Annotated in this window: 17 protein-coding genes; 2 read left to right on the top strand and 15 right to left on the bottom strand. The window is 62.4% G+C overall.

What is annotated here, in order from left to right; translation table 11 throughout:
* Positions 1-10: 10 nt before the first annotated feature.
* Together NY78_RS05640 and NY78_RS05635 are read right to left on the bottom strand one after the other, a co-directional pair.
* Positions 11-802 (bottom strand): HD domain-containing protein, encoded by a 792-nt coding sequence (locus tag NY78_RS05640; protein WP_053062142.1) that lies wholly within the window; start codon positions 800-802, stop codon positions 11-13.
* Positions 795-1082 (bottom strand): hypothetical protein, encoded by a 288-nt coding sequence (locus tag NY78_RS05635; protein WP_043632828.1) that lies wholly within the window; start codon positions 1080-1082, stop codon positions 795-797. Before NY78_RS05635 ends, NY78_RS05640 begins: the two co-directional genes overlap by 8 nt.
* Before the next feature lie 190 nt (positions 1083-1272).
* On the opposite strand from NY78_RS05635, the gene NY78_RS05630 reads away from it, so the two are divergent.
* Complete coding sequence (locus NY78_RS05630) at positions 1273-1671, top strand: response regulator (RefSeq protein ID WP_043632825.1); 399 nt, start codon at positions 1273-1275, stop codon at positions 1669-1671.
* Between the two features lie 189 nt (positions 1672-1860).
* Here NY78_RS05630 and NY78_RS05625 read toward each other — a convergent pair whose 3' ends face one another.
* The 6 genes from NY78_RS05625 to NY78_RS05595 form a co-directional block, all read right to left on the bottom strand.
* Positions 1861-2574, bottom strand: a complete 714-nt coding sequence (locus tag NY78_RS05625) for a hypothetical protein (RefSeq protein ID WP_043632823.1) — start codon at positions 2572-2574, stop codon at positions 1861-1863.
* 4 nt (positions 2575-2578) lie between these two features.
* Positions 2579-3838 carry a sulfite exporter TauE/SafE family protein gene (locus tag NY78_RS05620; RefSeq protein WP_043632820.1) on the bottom strand — a complete coding sequence of 420 codons (1260 nt, stop codon included), beginning with the start codon at positions 3836-3838 and terminating at the stop codon, positions 2579-2581.
* A gap of 102 nt (positions 3839-3940) precedes the next feature.
* On the bottom strand, positions 3941-4315 hold the full coding sequence (locus NY78_RS05615) for a response regulator (RefSeq protein ID WP_047960046.1): 375 nt from the start codon (positions 4313-4315) through the stop codon (positions 3941-3943).
* A 179-nt stretch (positions 4316-4494) separates the two neighbouring features.
* Positions 4495-5931, bottom strand: coding sequence for a sigma-54-dependent transcriptional regulator (locus NY78_RS05610; RefSeq protein ID WP_043632819.1), 1437 nt, complete (start codon positions 5929-5931; stop codon positions 4495-4497).
* The gene (locus tag NY78_RS05605) at positions 5916-7433 is read right to left on the bottom strand and encodes a sensor histidine kinase (RefSeq protein WP_043632816.1); all 1518 of its coding nucleotides are present in this window, start codon (positions 7431-7433) and stop codon (positions 5916-5918) included. Before NY78_RS05605 ends, NY78_RS05610 begins: the two co-directional genes overlap by 16 nt.
* Before the next feature lie 310 nt (positions 7434-7743).
* Positions 7744-9750, bottom strand: coding sequence for a methyl-accepting chemotaxis protein (locus NY78_RS05595; RefSeq protein ID WP_043632811.1), 2007 nt, complete (start codon positions 9748-9750; stop codon positions 7744-7746).
* A 312-nt stretch (positions 9751-10062) separates the two neighbouring features.
* Between NY78_RS05595 and NY78_RS05590 the strand changes: the two genes are divergently transcribed.
* Complete coding sequence (locus NY78_RS05590; RefSeq protein ID WP_156180873.1) at positions 10063-10821, top strand: hypothetical protein; 759 nt, start codon at positions 10063-10065, stop codon at positions 10819-10821.
* 64 nt (positions 10822-10885) lie between these two features.
* Here the strand turns inward: NY78_RS05590 and NY78_RS05585 are convergent, their stop codons facing one another.
* The 7 genes from NY78_RS05585 to NY78_RS05555 form a co-directional block, all read right to left on the bottom strand.
* Positions 10886-11827: an aminotransferase class IV gene (locus tag NY78_RS05585; RefSeq protein WP_043632807.1), complete on the bottom strand. Its 942-nt coding sequence runs from the start codon at positions 11825-11827 to the stop codon at positions 10886-10888.
* A gap of 167 nt (positions 11828-11994) precedes the next feature.
* On the bottom strand, positions 11995-13020 hold the full coding sequence (locus NY78_RS05580; protein WP_043632805.1) for an aspartate-semialdehyde dehydrogenase: 1026 nt from the start codon (positions 13018-13020) through the stop codon (positions 11995-11997).
* Between the two features lie 108 nt (positions 13021-13128).
* The gene (gene metF, locus NY78_RS05575) at positions 13129-14001 is read right to left on the bottom strand and encodes a methylenetetrahydrofolate reductase [NAD(P)H] (protein WP_043632803.1); all 873 of its coding nucleotides are present in this window, start codon (positions 13999-14001) and stop codon (positions 13129-13131) included.
* A 144-nt stretch (positions 14002-14145) separates the two neighbouring features.
* On the bottom strand, positions 14146-14550 hold the full coding sequence (locus NY78_RS05570) for a (deoxy)nucleoside triphosphate pyrophosphohydrolase (RefSeq protein ID WP_043632800.1): 405 nt from the start codon (positions 14548-14550) through the stop codon (positions 14146-14148).
* Positions 14547-16532, bottom strand: a complete 1986-nt coding sequence (locus NY78_RS05565) for an ABC-F family ATP-binding cassette domain-containing protein (protein ID WP_043632797.1) — start codon at positions 16530-16532, stop codon at positions 14547-14549. Before NY78_RS05565 ends, NY78_RS05570 begins: the two co-directional genes overlap by 4 nt.
* A gap of 381 nt (positions 16533-16913) precedes the next feature.
* Complete coding sequence (gene leuB / locus NY78_RS05560; protein ID WP_043632794.1) at positions 16914-17990, bottom strand: 3-isopropylmalate dehydrogenase; 1077 nt, start codon at positions 17988-17990, stop codon at positions 16914-16916.
* A 237-nt stretch (positions 17991-18227) separates the two neighbouring features.
* Positions 18228-18728, bottom strand: a complete 501-nt coding sequence (locus NY78_RS05555; RefSeq protein ID WP_043632792.1) for a 3-isopropylmalate dehydratase small subunit — start codon at positions 18726-18728, stop codon at positions 18228-18230.
* Positions 18729-18775: the final 47 nt, after the last annotated feature.

Here is an 18775-nt window from a genome sequence, read left to right as displayed (position 1 = left end):
TGCTTGCCCGTCAGAAGGATGTGGGCGCGTAGTACTCAAAATAGCGTTTCTTGAAGATAGCAAGCTGCGGCTGTTCGGGCAATTGGGCAAACAGCGCCTGGACATGGCCGCGCGCAAAAAACTGCTGCCGGGTCCAGGGAAAGGCCATGTCGTTAATCCAGCTCAACAGCAGCAAGGCGAAATCGTTGAGCGAGGTCATATCGGCATAACTGCCCAGGCGTCCGGCGGTGACGGTCTCAAGCATGACCGGATTGTACTGGCCGGGGAGGTCGGGTTGGCCGAGAAAGACCACTGGATCCTTTTCCCCCGGAGTATTGAAGTGGTCGAGCATGACCCGCACGATGTCGAGTTTGTCGGCGTCGCGGATGATGCGCGCCAGGGTGAGCGCCTCCTGGTCGCCGCCCGAAGCCAGGGCCGGCGGCAGGGAGTGGCGGTTGTGGGCGACAATGGCGGTACGCACCAGGGTGCGGTCGCGGCGGGGCAGCCCGGCCAGCGCGCCATGGCGGTTGAGGGTTTGAACGCCGAGGATGGCGTGGTTGACGCTTTGACGGTCGCTGAAAGTCCGGTAGCGCTGGTATTGCGGGAACCGGCCGACATCATGGCACAGTCCGGCGACGGCGGCCAGGGTCCTGTGCCGTTGGGACAGTCCCAGATTCCCGGCCAGGGCCAGGGCTTCGTCCCTGACCCGTTCGCAGTGGAAGCGTTTGAGCTCCATGCGGACGGCATCCGTAGCCGTCGGCACGCCATGGCCGGCAAAAAAAGCCGCGAACCAGGTTTCGACCGAAACACAGGTCTCAGACATGCGGGTCGTTGTCCGCGTCATGGGCAATCGGTTTCTGGTCGGGAGCGGTCGGCGCTTCAGGATCCGGCTCGTCGAACTCCTTTTCCCGCAAGGGACCGCCCGGTCCGAACAGCCAGCGCAAAAGCCAAGCCATGCCGCCGAGAATCGAGGCAATGAACAGCCCTTTGAGGACCACGGAAAAAAAACCTTCTTCCAGCCCCGGCCCAAACGGCCAGGTCTTGTGCCAACTCGGCTCCACAACGGTCGCAGCGAAAAAAGTCAAGGTATTCCACAAACCCATCGAGTGCTCCAGGGCGCAGACAGCGCATCGCGTCTGACTTACCCGGGATTAAAGTGTCAGGCAAGGAAACAGGGGGCCTGTTCGATTGCCTTTTTTCCCGATTCACCCTAGGTTCACAGTCGCGTACGTTTCCATATCAGCTGCCCGTGAAGCAGCCCGGAGACGCGCAACCCGCGCCAGGGAGGCTCACATGCGTGTTTTGGTTGTCGAGGACGACTTCACGAGTCGAAAGATTTTACAAAAAATTTTAGCTCCTTATGGCGAAGTCGACATAGCGGTCAACGGACTTGAGGCTGTTGAGGCGTTCACACAGTCCTTGGACGACGACAATCACTACGATCTGGTCTGCATGGACATCATGATGCCGGAGATGGACGGCCAAACCGCGCTGAAACAGATCCGTGCCCTGGAAAAAGGCCGGGGCATCACCCCGGCGGCCGAGGCCAAAGTCATCATGACCACGGCCCTGGATGACCCCAAAAACGTGGTGGAAGCGTATTACAAGGGCGGGGCCACGTCATATGTGCCCAAACCCATCGACAAGCATATGCTGTTGCATCTCCTCAAATCGCTTGGGCTGATCGACTAGTTTCTCCACCTCGCCCGGGTCAGAGGCTGCCAGCCTCCCTCTGATCCAGCCTTGTTTCGACCAGGTGGGTTCCCGCAGGCTGCCTGCCTGTTCCGCCCAGGCCCAGGGCTTGGACAATCCGACGTTCTTGAAAGCAAAAAAACCCCGAACCACCGCAGTGGCCCGGGGTTTCCTGTTTTCTGAAGCGGTTTAGGCTTCCTTCTTGATCTTGGACTTGCTCATGGACAGGCCCATGCCGGCGAACATGTCGAAGATGGCATAGCCATACCACATGGTATAAATGACATAGAAGACGAGCAGGGCCGCAACGGTGGGGATCTTGGTTCCGATGCTTTCGGCCGGGATGCCGGCAAAGTTGTAGGCCGGCTCGATAGCCTTCTGGTTGACCGTGTTCACCACGCTGGCTTCTTCGATCAATTTGTTCTTCTGCAGCGGCTTGATCATGGCGTTCAACAGCGTCCACCAGCCCTTCATGGCGACCTTGCCGTCCATGCCGTACGCCGCATTGAGCTTGTCGAAATCATCTTTGTAGAGAAGATCGGCATCGGCCGTGACCTTGCCGAGCATGAGGCCGAGGTCGGCCGTCACGGTGACGACGTCGCCCTTGGCCTCACCCTTGGCCCCGACCTTGTCCAGCAGCAATACGGCGGTCTTGACGTCCTCAGGGCTTTTCATCTTCACGTCGACGGCGACCTGCTTGCCATCATAGGGCTTCACCGATTTGACCACTTCGGGAATGAAGTAGGACGAGCCTTTGGATAACTTGTTAAACAGGTCATCGGAAAAATGCAGGCCATTGACGCCGCCGGGAAAGACTGGGGAGAAGATCAGAATGAACACGGCGGTGAAGCTCAGCATGAGCAGAGCGCCTTTGGCGAACAGTTTTTTGTCTCTGATAATCATGCCTCTATCCCTCCTGGCGCAGGGCGCCGATATTCATGATGAACTTGCTTATGACCCAGACGCCGAACAGGGCCACCACGATCCAGAAGACGATGTTGCCAACGTATTCAATAGCGTTGACCATATCCTTGGACATATTGAGGTATTCGAGTTCAACGAACTTTTTCGGCAGGGTCGAGACCCGGTTGATGAAACCGGCGATGATGGACATGGCATAGAAACCGCGGATGTGGATGCCCTTGACGACCTTGGTGGTCAGCGCGCCGACCTGGATGCCCAGGAGCGAACCGAGCAGCATGCCCATGGCCAGGGTATAGAACACGTAGCCGTAAATGGCGTACTGGGCGATGGCGCCAAGACCGGCGGTGAAGATGATCTGCAGGATGTCGGTGCCGACGGTGGTCATGGAGGACACGCCGAAGACGTAAACAAACATGGGGAAGGTGATGAAGCCGCCGCCAACGCCCATGAGCGCGGCCAGGATACCGACGATGACGCCGCCGCAGGCCACAATCCAGCCCGAGATGCGCTTGCCGCCGGGGACAAAGTCCTCGTCGAAGGTGATCATGGGGGCGATGTTGAGGTTCTGCAGCTTCATAGCCATGCCGGTCATGCCGGAAGGCCCGCCGTGGCTGCCGCCCTGCGAGTCGCTGCCGGAGTCCTGGCGGGAGGCCTTGATAAAGTCAAACAGGGCGTAAAAGCCGAGGAACCCGAGCAACACGGCGTAGATGGAGCTGATGAAGAATTCCGACAGCAGCGGGTCCTTGTTGTACAGGCCCTTGTTGATGGCGCCGCCGATAAAGGTGCCGCCGCCGGACCCGACCAGGAAGGCGATGGCCAGTTTGCCCGAGACGTTGCCGAGCTTTTTGTGCACGGCCGTGCCCATGATGGCCTTGGCGAAGATGTGGAAGAGGTCGGTGCCGACGGCCAGGATGCCTTTGACGCCGGCAGCCATCAGGGCCGGGGTGATGATGAAGCCGCCGCCTGCGCCGATGCAGCCGGTGATCAGGCCGGCGGCCAGGCCGACGGCGATGGAGACCAGGAAAATATTGGTGGAATAAAACGCCGGGCCGTAAGCCGTCTTGCTGCCGATAAAGTCGTTGGCTTCGACGCAGGTTACGGCCAGGATGGGCAGCGCCAAGATGAAGAGGATAAGAAGTTTTTTGCGATTCTGGATGATGGACGTGGACACTTCCATATCCCACTTGGCGTGCGCAATTGACGCCGACTTGAGGAACTCGAAGACTTGCCTACCGAACCCCATTGCTGCTCCCTCCGTTTTAAAAAACTTGCCCGCGCGACCCGCCGCGCGACCCACCCCGCGATGCGTGACGCCGCATCAAAACCTTTGCCTTCACACCCCCGCTCATGGCGCGTCGTTGCCGACAACCAACACCGTGCGCACAGCCGCTTTGAGCCGCTCCCAATCGCCGCCCTTCTCCACCCGGACGAGGCCGTCGTCGCCAGCGTCGATACCGGCGTAGACATGCAGTATCACGGGCAGATCCGGGTACAGGCGTCGCAGGAGCGGGGTGAGCGAACCGCCATCCGGGTCGGCAATCTCGGCATCCAGGACAAGCACGTCCACCGATGCCGGCAAAGCCAGTCGCATCAGGACTTCGGCGCCAGAGCCGGCGGTCAGCACGCCGTAGCCCTCGCGTCCGAATTCCCGGCGCAACAGTTCCCGGATATTGGCATTTCGCTCCGCGATGCACAGTGTCGGCCTTGGACGGTTCACCATACGCTCCATGTCGAGGTTTTGCAGAGGGAAAGGCAACTCCCGTGCCAAAACCGCTCGTTTGAAGGGACTGTGCAACAGACTGGATTTGCAGCATTTAATAAAAGGCAGAAAAAAAGAGCCGACCGTCGGGCCCAAGGGGCCTGTCAGCTTTCTTTACAGGCTGTAAAACGGCCGGAGGATCAGCGGTCGATCTGGCGGATGTGGGATTCGATGCGCAGGCCGTATTTCTCGATCTTGGCAATAAGCGTCGGCCGTGACAGGCCAAGCAGTCGGGCGGCCTGGGAGCGGTTGCCGCCGGTGGCCTCCAGGGCCTGGCGGATGACCAGATGGCCGAAGCAATCCATGAGTTCTTCAAAGAGCCCTTCGCGCCCGGAGGCCAGTTCGTGGCGGATAAACGCTTCGATCGGGTCGGCCCCGTCTGCCCCGGCCGGGCCGTTTACCCGGAGCGGTTCGCCCAGGGCCTTGGCCACTTCGTCGGGCGATAGCGCCCCTCCCCGGCTGAAAATCAGGGCTTTTTTCAGCGTATTGCCCAACTCCCGGACATTGCCCGGCCAGTTGTAAGCGGTCAGCATAGCCATGGCCTCGTCGCTGACCCCGGGATCGGCCTGCCCCATCTCCAGGGAATGGCGGGACAGGAAATAGCGCACCAGAAGCGGGATGTCGCCGGGCCGCTCGCGCAGCGGCGGCAGGGTCATGGTCACGACTTTCAGACGATAATAGAGGTCTTCGCGGAACTGCCCCTGGCGCACGGCCTCTTCCAGATCGCGGTTGGTGGCGGCGATGATGCGCACGTCAACCGGGATGACCTGCCGCCCGCCCAGACGTTCGACGTTTTGCTCCTGGAGCAGCCGCAGGAGCTTGGCCTGGATGGCCATGGGCATGTCGCCGATTTCATCGAGAAACACCGTGCCCCGGTTGGCCTGCTCGATTTTGCCCACCTTGCGGCCGGTGGCCCCGGTAAAGGCCCCTTTCTCATAGCCAAAGAGCTCGGATTCGAGCAGCGTCTCCGGAATGGCCACGCAGTTGATGACCAGGTAGGGTTTATCGGCCCGGATGGAGTGCTGGTAGACGGCCCGGGCCACCAGTTCCTTGCCGGTGCCGGATTCGCCGCGCACGAGCACGGTGGCGTCGGTGGGGGCGGCCCGGCCGATGGCCTTGTAGAGTTCCTGCATGGAGGGACTACGGCCGATGATGGCGTCGGCTGAGGCCGCGGCCTCGCCCTCGACGCCGACCACGACGCGGCTTCGCATGGACCGGCCGGCGGTCACGGCCTTATCGATGAGTTTTAAAATCTCGGGGATGTCGAAGGGTTTCAATATATAGTCGTAGGCCCCCATTTTGGTGGCCTCGATGGCAATTTCCGTGGTGCCGTAGGCTGTCATGATGATGACAGGCAGGCGCGGTTCAATCTCGCGCATGGCGGCGTAGGCCTCAAGGCCTGAAATGCCGGGCATCCGCACATCCATGACCACGGCGTCGGGCAAGGCCTCGCGCACGGCGGCTATGCCGGCTTCGCCCGAAGAGGCGGTGCGCACGGCGTGGCCCTCGGCAGCCAGCAACCGCTCGAAGCTCTGGCGCAGCTGGTGGTCGTCGTCAACGATTAGGATCTGTGCCATCCCCGCTCCCCTTCGTATGGAAACACCATGGTAAACGAGGCTCCCCGCCCTTCCGGGGACTGGGCCGTGATCCAGCCGCCGTGCTCATCGACAATGCGTTTGACGATAGCCAGCCCCAGGCCCGAGCCTTCGCCCTTGGTGGTAAAAAACGGCTGAAAAATGCGCTCCAGGAGCGGCAAGGCGATTCCCGGCCCGGAGTCGGTGACGCGCACGGCCAGAATGCTGCCGTACGGTTCGAGCACGCCTGTCTCCTCGCGGATGACGATCTCGCCGCCTTCGATCATGGCTTCGCAGGCGTTGAGCACCAGATTGACCAGGGCTTCCTTGAGCTGGTCCGGGTCGGCGTTGATCTCGGGCAGGGGCCGGCCGCGCTCCACCGTAACGGCCACATTGTAGGACTCCAGCCGGTGTTTGAGCAAGGTGAGCGTCGTATCCACCACCGCCGACAGGCTGACCGGCTGGGCGGTCAGTTTGGGCGGCCGGGCGAATTCCAGGAAGTTGCGCACAATGGTGTCGATATGCCCGATCTCCTCGGCAATGACCTCAAAGTCCTCCTGCTGCGACGGATCGAGCTTGAGACCGCGTTCCAGGGAGAACAGGCGGAGTTTGACCGACGTCAGGGGGTTTCGGATGGTGTGGGCCACGCCGGCGGCCAACTTGCCGGCCATGGCCAGCTTTTCCGACTGCATGAGATGGTCGCGGCTCTGTTCCAGGTCCAGATGGGCCTGATCCACGTCCTTTTCCAGGTCGCGGAATTTCTGGCCGATGGCCTTGACCTCATCAGACAATCCGACAGGCGCGACCTTGCCCTGGCCGCCCAGGGCCAGCCGGCGGATGGGATCGAGAATCTGCCCGACCAGGACCGAGGCCAGAAAAAAACCCAGGGTGGCGTTTATGACCACGCCAATGACGGCCACAGCCATAACCATGTCCGTGCGCTCCAGGTACACCTGGCTCGTATGGCGCATGCGGTCGCGGTAGAAGGCCTTGAACCGCTCGCACTGCTCGCGCAGCCCGTCGAAATCGTCGCGCACGCTCCAATGCTGGCCCTTGGCCGTCTCCACCCGCCCCTGCTGGTACAGGGCAATGACATTGTCCTTGGCCACGGCGTACCGTTTGTAGGCCGAGGCAATCTCATCGACCAGACTGGCCGCTTCGGGCGCGCCCAGATCATTGCGGATGCGCTCCAGCCACAAGGAAAAAGAGCGCCGGCTCTCGTCGAGCTTGACCAGCCAGCCTGGGTCATGGCTGAGATAATAATACGTGGCATAGCCCTTCTGGTTGAGCAGGGCGTTTTCCAACTCATGGGCGGCCGTCAGGGCGGCCAGATCCTTGTCGGCCGTGGTGGTGTAGAGATCGCGGGCCATGGCCGCATACCAGACCATGATAATAGGGCCGGCCATGTTGACGAGCAGCAGCCCGCCCAAAAGCAGATAGACCCGGGTGCGAAGCCCGAGTCTGGAACGGGAGCGTTTTCCCGCAGCCGAAAAAACGGTGGTCATGGACGATCCCTGGCCTTGTTGGCGTTGGCCGGCAGCCGGGACCGGGGGCGGCGTTTGGAGAAGGACCGGGCGGCGCCGGGCCGTCGGCTGGGCGTTTATGACGAGGCCTGTCCTACCGTGACCGCCGCCCTCTGGCAACCGACGCCTCCCGAAAGCCCGGCATCTCGGGGAGGTCCCGGGCGGCGCAAGCGGCCAATGCGCCCGGTGCCCCCGGGGCGCGTCCGCGTCATTCGTTTCTGCACGTACCCAGGCAAACAACCAGGGAGATTTCTTTTTTCTTCAAAAATACAATCGCATCATTGAAGGGAGGCTAGGCCGCCAGGGCTTTTCGTCCGCCCCGGCTCCGGCGCTCGCCGCCACGCAGCTCGACAATGAGCTGGCCCAGTTCCTCGGCCATGTCGGCCAGGGCATGGGCGGCCCGGCTCGTGGCCTCGACCCCGGCCACATTGTCCTCGGCCACGCCGCTTATTTCGGTTATCGCCCGGCTGATCTGCTCCGAGGCCGCAGACTGCTCCTCGGCCGAGGCGGCAATGGACTGCACCTCGGAACTCGTGGCGTCGGCATTGCCGACAATGGCCAGGATGGCCTCGCCGGAACGGCCGGCCAGGGCATTGGCGTCGGAAACAGCGTCCACGGCCTGATCCATGCTGCGAATGTTGCGACCGGCTGCGTCCTGGATGGCCCGGATACGCGATTCCACTTCCTTGGTGGCCACCATGGTCTTTTCCGCCAGCTTCCTGACCTCATCGGCCACTACGGCAAAGCCGCGTCCGGCCTCGCCGGCCCGGGCCGCCTCAATGGCGGCGTTCAGGGCCAACAGGTTGGTCTGATCGGCAATATCGTTAATAACGCCCACCACCTGGCCGATGGACTGGGCCTCCTGGCCGAGATTCGCCATGTCGCCCTTGAGTTCCGTAGCGATGCCGTTGACCGTGGACATGGACTCCCCGGCCTGACGCACCACCTCGGCCCCGGTCACGGCATTGTCGCGGGTGGTGACTGCGGCCTGGGCGGCCGAGCCGGCACTGGAGGCGATCTCCAAAATGGTGGCGTTCATCTGGCTGACGGCCGTTGCGGTTTCGTCCACCCGGCGGCGCTGGAGTTCGACCCCGGCCGCCGACTGTTCGGTCTGGCTGGACAGATTCTCAGCCGCCTCGGACAGACGCCGGGAAATATCCGCTGCCTGCTCGGCCACGGCCTGCATTCGGGCCATGTTCTCGGCCAGCTCTTCTTCCTTGCGCATGGTGGCGTGCATGGCCTCCTTGGCCGCCATGGCCTGCCGGGCCGCCTCGGCCTGCCGATCTTCCACGAGCCGCATCTTTTCTTCAAGGTTGTCCACCATGGCCGTGATGTCGTCGCGCAGGGCGGCAAACTCCACCTCAAAACGGCCGGTCGGCCGGGCAGTCAGATCGCCCGACGCCACTTGCCTGGAATAGACCCCCAGGGCGGCCAGGGAACCGGTGATGCCGCGAATGATCCACAGCACCACGAGCAGCAGCACCAGCCCAAGGGCCGCCTGCACCACAACCTGGGCCGTTTCCACGGTCGACTGCATCTGGGTGCGCCGGGCCGCGTAGAAATCCTCGATCTTCTCGAAATGCGGCATGAGCCCCCGGCCGCTCTCCACCATGGCCGCCGTGACCGTTTTGGCCTTGGCCGAAGCCTCCACGTAGGCGGTGAAACTGCGCTGATAGGTGTCAATGACGGCGTCAAAACCCTTTTTCTGCTCAGGCGTCAGGGCCTCATCGGCCTTGACCATGGTATGCAGCTTCTTCACCCCATCGGCCACCCGCGACACGTAGCTGTCCTCATCACGTAACTGCCAGTTCTTCTCGTGTCGCCGGATGGTCAACAGCAGTATCTGGAAATCCTTGTCCGTCACCGGTTTGAACTTCTCGTCCAGATCCCGGGCGGCATACACGAAATCGCGCATCAACCCGTCGTTTTCGGTGTAGCCTTTCACTTTCTGGAGATCGGCCAGGGCTTCAAATCCTTTGCGATAGGCGGCCAGTTCACTCAGGGCCGAGCGGGTCTCGCTCTCCATGGCCGTGTCCAACCGCACGAGCTGTTCAACGTCGGCGCGAACCTTGTCGACATGGCGAAACGCCGTTTCGACATAGGCCGGGTCGAGACGCAGCAGAAAATTCTTCTCCTCGCGCCGGCCCTGGAGCAGTTCCAGATGGGCGTTGGCCGCCAACTCCTCAAGATTCCTATACTTCTCGGTGTAGTGCTTCCCTACCTGCTCCGTTGCAAACGAACAGGCAAATCCGAAGACGCATACGCCAAGCAGCAGATACAACTTACTTCGAACGCCCATTTTGCCCCCCAGGGTTACTCAACAACGCAAGTATGCAGCACGACAAACAGTATGTGAATATACGCTATCCCGTCACAAATGTCATGACGGGGCAACCGGCCCATTGGACCAGGGTTTTTAAGACACAATGCGTATGCAAAGCCAAGGCCAACTCGTCGGTGGCCAAAGCTCCCCAAACAACAGGGTTTGCGGGTCCAAAGCAAGGCGGTACCGTGGCAAGGGTGTCAGCTCTTTTTACACCTTGTCAAAGGATGCCCCACATTGACTTGCGCTCCACCCTTTGTCACAAAGCACAGTATGGAGAAGAACGCCATGCCCAACACACCTTCCGCCCTGCGCCGCATTCCCGCCCTTGCCGGCCTCGCCGCCAGCCTCATTCCCGTCCCGGCCCAGGCCCAGACCGCTCAACCGGCCAGCATTGCCTCCGACGGCCTGCTCACAAACCTCATCCTGCTCGGTCTGGCCATGTTCATTCTCTTTCGCTTCCTGAGCAATCGCGCCAAGAAAAAAGACTCCTCACAATCCCCGCCGCCGCAACAACGCTATGAGGATGACGACCAGACGCCGCCGCTTGATCCGACGTCCCCCGGCAAACCCAATATGTACACCAACGCCCAGGCCACCTGGGCCGCTCTCAAATCCCGCCCGGCCCCGGGCTCCGCTCCCGAAGCCCCGTCCCAAGGACAGCCTTCCGCCGCACCCGCCTCGTCCGCTTCTTCTGACGACGAGTTCCTGGCCGGGGCCAAACTCGCCTACACCCGCATCACAACCTCGCTGGCCAACCGCGACTACGACGACCTCACCCACTTCGTCAGCCCCAGCCTGCTCGCCCAGCTGCGCAACTCCCTGCCCACCTCGCCAGCCGGCAAGCCCGAAATCCTCCTTGTCGACGCCACCCTGGCCGAACAAAACGATACCGGCCAACGCACCACCATGACCGTGGACTACAAAGCCCTGCTGCGGGACCCCGGAGCCAGCCAAAACACCGAACGCACCGAGCGCTGGACCTTTGCCCGCGACAATGCCGCCCCTGGCGCCAACTGGCTGCTGGACGGCATGGAACGACGGTAGGAAGAGAGGAGATGCGCGAGGAAGATGGCGCGCTGTCCCGACCGGAGCCGGGACAACGCCCCGGCTAAAACGCTGTCCCGCTCGCAGCGATGTCGGCCACGATGCGTTCCTTGAGTCGCAGCGAGACCGGCCCGGGCTGGCCGTCGCCGACGGCTTTTCCATTATAGCGCACGATGCTCAGGCAGTCGTTCGTCGTGCCGAGGATGAACATCTCCCGGGCCGTGGCAATGTCTTCTTCGCGGATGCCGGCAAAGACCACTTCGACCTCGCCGGCGAGCAACTCGATGGCCCGCAACAGCGTGGTGCCGGTCAGGGCATTGGTCAGTTCCGGCACAACAAAACGGCCGGCGGCGTCCACGATGCAGATGTTTTCGGTAGCCCCTTCAGCCAGAAATCCCTTGTGGTCGTAGCACACCGGGTAGTCTTCGCCGCGCTCGGTGGCTTCGCGCTTCATGAGCACGTTTGGCAGATAGTCGATGGATTTGATGCGGGCCAGGTAGTTCTGTTTGGCCGGAATGGTGGTGCGAAAGGCGGTCACGCCCTTGGCAAACGAGGCGGCCGGCCGGGCGTGAAAGCCGTAGGCCACGATGGTCAGGCTCGGGGTTGGGCATTCGGCCGGATCGATGCCAAACCCGCCCGGACCGCGGCCGATCAGCACGCGCACCATGCCGTCGTCGGCCCCGCCGGCCCGGCAGACCTCCAGGGTCAGGGCGGCCACTTCCTCCCAGGAGCAGGGCGGGGCCAGATGGATGGCTGCCGCCGAGCGTTCCATGCGGGTGAAGTGCGGTTCGATCTGATACAGCCGGCGGCCGAGGTATTTGAGCGTCTCGAAGACGCCGTCGCCCCGGTGCACGAGGTGGTCGTCGAGGGGAATGAGCATGAGGCGCGGGTCTTTGCCGATGACGCCGATGCGGTGGTCGTAGAAGGCCAGGACACCGTCGCTGCCGGGGCGCGGCGCGGCCAGCAGGCGGTCGAGATAGGTCTTGGCGTCAACGCTGTCGGCCATGGAGTACTCCTTATGAAAAATGGGGGAAACGGCGTTACCCGTTTCCCCCGTTTGCCCCCCTGCGGGGGCCTTTGCAAGCATGATTTCGTAGCGGCTTCCCGCCCCTTTTCCCCATGTGGGGGGTCCGGGGGCCTCAGGCCCCCGGCCGCCGGAGGCATCTTTCTTCTTTAAACGCGCACCTTGTCGCGGGCAATCAGCAGTTCGGCGATCTGCACGGCATTAAGGGCCGCGCCTTTGCGGATGTTGTCGGCCACGATCCACAGGTGCAGGCCGTTGTCGATGGTGTTGTCTTCGCGGATGCGCCCGACAAAGACCGCATCTTCGCCGGCAGCCATCAGCGGCATGGGATAGATCTTCTCAGACGGGTTGTCGTAGACCACCACGCCCGGGGCCTGGGCCAGGATGGCCCGGGCTTCCTTGGCGGTGATTTTTTTCTCGGTCTCAATGTTGACCGATTCGCTGTGGCCGTAAAAGACCGGCACGCGCACAGTGGTGGCCGTCACCTTGATCGAATCATCACCCATGATCTTGTTGGTTTCCTTGATCATCTTGATTTCTTCGAAGGTGTAGTCGCCATCGGTGAACACGTCGATCTGGGGCAGACAGTTAAAGGCGATCTGGTGCGGATAGACCTTGTTCTCTGCTTCCTGGCTGTTAAAGAGCTGGCGCACCTGGGTTTCCAGTTCGGCGATGGCCTTTTGGCCGGTGCCGGACACGGCCTGATAAGTGGAGACGATGACGCGCTTGATCGTGCCCACATCGTGCAGGGGCTTAAGGGCCACCACCATCTGAATGGTCGAGCAGTTGGGGTTGGCGATGATGCCCTTGTGCCAATCGACGTCGGCCGGATTGACCTCGGGCACGACCAGCGGCACCTTGGGGTCCATGCGCCAGGCGCTGGAATTGTCGATGACCACGCAGCCGGATTTGACCGCGAAGGGGGCAAACTGTTTCGAGGTTGAGCCGCCGGCGGAAAAAAGGGCGATATCGACGCCTTCGAAGGATTTCTCAGTCATCTCCTCGACGATGAGTTCGCCCCCGGCATAGGGCACGGTAGTGCCGGCCGAACGCGACGAGGCCAGCGCCTTGACGGTTTTGGCCGGAAACGCCCGCTGTTCCAAGGTCTTCAGCATCTCACGACCCACGGCTCCCGTGGCGCCGGCCACAGCTACAACCAACTCGCCCCTGCCCATACGATCCTCCAAGCAGCAGTATGTGTACGCCACCGGCGGCCGGGGGACGACTCCCCGCAACCCGGCCGGGGGGCGCATCCCCCCGGACCCCTGTGGCGAGAAAAAGCCCTAGTACTCCAGGCCCGAGACAATGGAGAGCACGGCCTCGGCCTTGTTAAGCGTATACAGATGGACGCCCGGCGCGCCCCGGGCAATCAGATCCCGGGCCTGATTTCGGGCATACTCGATGCCCACCTCGGCCACAGCGGCAGCCCCGCCGGCCGCGTCGGCCGCCTCAAGCTCGGCCATATAGGCCGGCGGCAGACTGGCGCCGCAAAGCGAGGCGAAACGCTTGATGCTGCCCAGGCTCAAAACCGGCAGCACGCCCGGAACCATGGGCGCGGTGATGCCGGCCGCCCTGGCCTTGTCCACAAAGGCGAAATATTTGTCGTTGTCGAAAAAAAGCTGGGTGACGACGAAGTTGCCGCCGCGCGCAAGCTTGGCGCGCAGATGCTCCAGGTCGGCCTCGGGCGAGGCAGCCTCGGGGTGGCACTCGGGATAGCCGGCCACACCCACGCACAGCTCGGGATACTCCTGGCGGATAAAGGTCACAAGATCGGAGGCGTGCTGGAAATCCTCGGAATCCGGGACAAAATGCTCCTGGCCCTTGGGCGGATCGCCGCGAAGAGCCAATACGTTGTCCACGCCGGCCGCGCGCAGGGCGTCGAGAAACCCGCGAATCTTGTCCTGGCTGGCCCCGACACAGGTCAGATGGGCCATGGGTTCCAGGCCGTAGGCCGTCTTTAAGCGCGAGACGATCTCCAGGGTGTGGGCATGGGTGCTGCCGCCGGCCCCGTAGGTGACCGAGACAAACAGCGGACGCACCGGCAAAAGCCGCTCCACCACGCCAAAAAAGCCTTCCCAGGCCTCCCGCTCTTTGGGCGGGAAGAACTCCAACGACACGAACGGCCGCCTGGCCTCCATCAACTCCCTGATTCGCACGCGATCTCCTTCGTGAAGATATGAAGAGAGGAACCGGGGGAAAACCCCTTTTTGCAAAAAGGGGTTTTCCCCCGGACCCCCTTTCCCTAAAAATTCTTCAAGGGGTTAACACCGATCTGCGCAGACAGCCCGGAGAAGAGTGCATCAGCGTTCTTCCAATACCAGTGCGTCAACGATGTCACGGTCCGCTTCCAGAAACGGCCGCATCCGGCCTTCCTGCGGGGTCAGCCATTCCAGGTCCTGGCCTTCCAGGGGAAGCGGTTCCCCGTCAAAGGCGCGGACGTGGAAAAAATGCAGATGGACCGAAAGGTGTTCGTAGGAATGCGCTTTTTCCCGGAAAAAGGCAATTGCAGTGGGCGTGATGCCCAATTCCTCGCCAAGCTCCCGGGCCAGGGCCATATCCGGCGTCTCCCCCGGCTCGATTTTGCCGCCGGGAAATTCATAGGCTCCGGCCATGGGCTTGCCCTCAGGCCGACGTACGCCCAGATAGCGCCCGTCCCGCCAGATGACGGCGGCCACGACGGCCACAACCTTGCGGCCTGGGCTCACGCATCCTCCAAAAGGGCCGCCCGGCGCGCTTCCAGATCGGCAATTTCCTCTTCGACCACGGACATACGGGCCAGCAAATCCTCGGCGTCCCGGGACAGTTCGCCGTACTCCTTGCTGAGCTTGGCAAACAGTTCGCGCTCGGCATAGGTCTCGGGGTCGGCCATGACCGCCTCGACCTCGGCCTGCTTGGTCAACAGCACCTCAAGCTCGGCCTCAAGTTTCTCGAAAACATCGCGCTTGGGCTTGATGTCGCGGTAGAGGGCATTGCGCTGCTCGGCCACCCGGCGCTTGCGCTCCTTGTCCTCCTGGCGCGACACCCGCTGAAGCGGAGCCGAGGCCTCGCCATCCTCCACCCGGCAGGCCGAGGCCTCGGCCATCTGGGCGGCTTCGTAGGCGGCGTAGCCCTCGTCGTAGACGGTGATGCCGTCCGAGCCCACGGACCAGACCTCGCCGGCGGCCTCGCGCAAGAGATAGCGGTCGTGGGCAACCATCAGGATGGTGCCGGTGAATTCGGCCAGGGCGCGCACCAAGGCTTCGCGGCTTTCCAAGTCCAGGTGGTTGGTCGGTTCGTCCAGGATCAGGAAGTTGGCCCGGGTCGAAAAGAGTCCGGCCAGGACCAGCCGCGATTTCTCGCCGCCGGACAGTTCGGAAACCCGGCGCTCCCAGTAGTCTTCGCCCAGGAGAAAAAGCCCGAGGGTGGAACAGCATTCCAGGTGGGTGGCCTTGGGCCCGGCCATACGCCGCATCTCGGCCATGACCATGGCTTCGGTATTCAAAATTTCAGTCTGGTGCTGGCTGAAATAGCCGATCTTGACCCCGGTGCCGAGGACAATGCGGCCGTCGGTCGGCTTGTTGGCCCCGACGATGAGTTTTAAAAGCGTGGTCTTGCCTGCGCCGTTGTGCCCGACCAGGGCCACCTTCTGGCCCCGGAACAACTGAAAAGTCAGCGGCGGCCACAGCGGGTCGCGCCCAGGCCAGGCATAGGCCAGATCGGCGGCGGCGCAGACCGTCTTGTCCGAACGCTCAGGCTCGGGCAGGGAGAAATCAAGGGTGCGCCCGCGCACATCGGGCCGGTCGCCGCGCAGAGCCGAGATCTCCTTGTTCAGCTTGTCCACGGTCTTAAGCTTGCTCTGGGCTTGGCGCGCCTTGCTGGCCTTGTAGCGGAACCGGTCGATGAACACACTGTGCTGCTTGATCTTGTTGTCAATGGCCGCAGCTTGGCGCTCCCACTGCTTTTCCATCTCCTCGCGCCACACGAGGAATTGGGAGAACGATCCCGGCCGCCAGATGGGCTTGGCCTCGCCGAGAAAGAGCGTGTGGGTGGCCACCCGGTCGAGAAAGACCCGGTCGTGGGCCACGAAAATGAGCACCCCGGCAAAGGCGCACAAAAACGATTCCAGCCAGGACACGGCTTCGAGATCCAGGTGGTTGGTCGGTTCGTCGAGAAGCAGCACATCGGCCCCGGCCGTCAGCACCCGGGCCAGTTTGGCCCGCTCCCGCCAGCCGCCGGACAGGCCGGATATGGGGCTGTCAAAATGCTTTTCTTCAAAGCCCAGGCCCGACAGGATGGTCTTGGCCCGATGCTCGGGATTATACCCCAGGGCATGCTCCATGCTGGCCTGTTCGTGGGACAGCGCGTCCAGAGCGGCGGCGTCCCCGGCGGCCACGGCCGCGTCGTAGCGGACCCAGAACTCCTTCCAGGACGGCAGCGCGGCCATGACCCAGGTGAGAAGCGTCATGCCCAGATCAGACTCCTCCATCTCCTGGGCCACGTAGCCCAGGCGCGCGCCGGTCGAGAGCGACACCTTGCCGCTGTCCGGTTCGGACACGCCGGCAATGAGCTTGAGGAGCGTGGATTTACCCGCGCCATTTTGGCCGACAATGGCCAGCCGGGTGCCGCCGGGAATCTCCAGGGAAAAATCCTTGAACAGATCCCGGCCGGCATAGGCCTTGGAAAGATTTTGCAGACTGACTTTGGCCATGGTGGGTATGTCGCTTCGCTTACGTCTTGGCCGTCGCAACGGACGGCTCGGTGAAAATGGGTCGCCTTCGCGGGGCGTTTGTACGCAAAAAAGGGCAGGAGAACCAGCCCCGGCCAGCCCCCTGCCCTGTTCTATACAACGCCCTGAAACCGCTGCTGAAAATGAATACCCCGGAAGGGATGGTCCGGGATGGGGGTACCCCCTCCCGGCCGCCGGAGCAACGGAGATTCCCATCAAGCGTCTGCTTCGGCTGTCCCGGTCCACAGCCGACCGCAGTACCAGCCAGCGCCACAAACCCCTTAAAAACTTCTCCACGTGCAGGGGTCCGGGGGATCATCCCCCCGGCCGCCGGAGGCATCCCCCTCCGTATATCCCCTCTCGCTACGCCAAGCGCGCCACGACCAGATCGCCCATGGCCTTGCAGCCGACAAGCTGCTTGCCCGGCTCCATGATGTCGCCGGTGCGGTAGCCCTCGGCCAGCACCTTGGCGCACGCCACTTCAATGGCCTCGGCCGCAGCCGTCTGGTCAAAAGAATGCTTGAGCATCATGGCCAGCGACAGGATGGTGGCCAGGGGATTGGCCTTGTCCTGACCGGCGATGTCCGGGGCCGAACCGTGGATCGGCTCGTACAGGCCCGGATTGGCTTCACCCAACGAGGCCGAGGGCAGCATGCCAATGGAGCCGGTGATGACCGCCGCCTCATCCGACAGGATATCGCCAAAAAGATTCTCGGTCACGATGACGTCGAACTGGGACGGATCGCGCACCAGCTGCATGGCCGCGTTATCCACGTACATGTGCGACAGCTCGACATCCGGATAGTCCTTGGCCACTTCGAGGACCACCGCCCGCCACAGACGCGAAACGTCCAGCACGTTGGCCTTGTCCACAGAGCACAGCTTGCCGCCACGCTTGCGGGCTGTCTCGAAACCGACCTTGGCGATGCGGCGCACCTCGTGCTCGGCGTAGATCATGGTGTTGAAACCGACCTGCTCGCCGCCGCGCTCCTCGATGCCGCGCGGTTCGCCAAAATAGGCCCCACCGGTCAGTTCGCGGATGACCATGACGTCAAGGCCTTTACCCACGATATCGGGACGCAGACAGCAGGCCGCCGCCAACTCCGGGAACAGCTTGGCCGGACGCAGATTGGCGAAAAGCCCCAGGGCCTTGCGAATGCCAAGCAGCCCCTTCTCCGGACGGATGGCCGGATCAATGGTGTCCCACTTCGGGCCGCCAACCGCTCCCAACAGCACCGCATCGGCCGCCTTGCAAGCGGCAATCGTCGCCTCAGGCAACGGGCTACCCGTGGCATCAATGGCCGCGCCGCCAATGAGCGCCTCACTAAACCCAAACTCCAACCCAAATTTCTTCCCGACCGTCTCCAGAACCTTCATAGCCTCGGCCACAATCTCCGGCCCGATCCCATCCCCCGGCATGACGCATATATTGTAACGCATGGAGTGTCCTTTATTGAGAAGAGAAGATGCCTCCGGCGGCCGGGGGGGATCATCCCCCCCGGACCCCCTGAATGGGAGGCAAGTTTATAAAAATGGAGTGCTCATTTTAGCTGGCTGCCGTTGCCATATCGGGCTTGCAACAAAAATTGCACCCGTTTACGCAACCCCTACCCCCCTTTACAGGGGTCTGGGGGGATTATCCCCCCAGCCGCCGGAGGCACTCTTCGTTTCGCCTTCTTATGAAGCCCGCTCGGCTAAGCGATCCTGGACGTAGGGGATGAGGCCGCCTTTGTCGAGGATGCCCTGCATAAAAGGCGGCACGGGTTTGCATTGGATGGAAACGCCGGTGGTGACGTTTTCGATGATGCCGCTATCGGCATCGACTTTGAGTTCGTCGCCGTCGTGGATTTTGGACACGTCGTCGCCGATTTCCAGCAGCACGAGGCCCATGTTGAAGCCGTTGCGGTAGAAGATGCGGGCGTAGCTGTGGGCGATGACCACGGGGATGCCTGCGCCGAGCAGGGCCACCGGGGCGTGCTCGCGCGACGAGCCGCAGCCGAAGTTTTCGCCGGCGACCATGATGTCGCCTTTTTTAACTTTCTTGATCCAGCCCGCTTCCAGGCCTTCCATGCAGTTGGCTCCGAGTTCGTCAGGATCGGTAGTGACCAGAAAACGGGCCGGAATGATGGCGTCGGTGTCGATATGCGCGCCGACCGTATGTGCTGTACCGTGGTACATGGCTGTCTCCTTATAGAACTTGCCCCATTGCAGGGGTCCGGGGGGAT

The organism is Desulfovibrio sp. TomC, from assembly GCF_000801335.2.
GTDB lineage: Bacteria > Desulfobacterota > Desulfovibrionia > Desulfovibrionales > Desulfovibrionaceae > Solidesulfovibrio.
The sequence above is the reverse complement of the archived record's forward strand: the minus strand, read 5'-3'. Positions and strand labels throughout refer to the sequence as shown.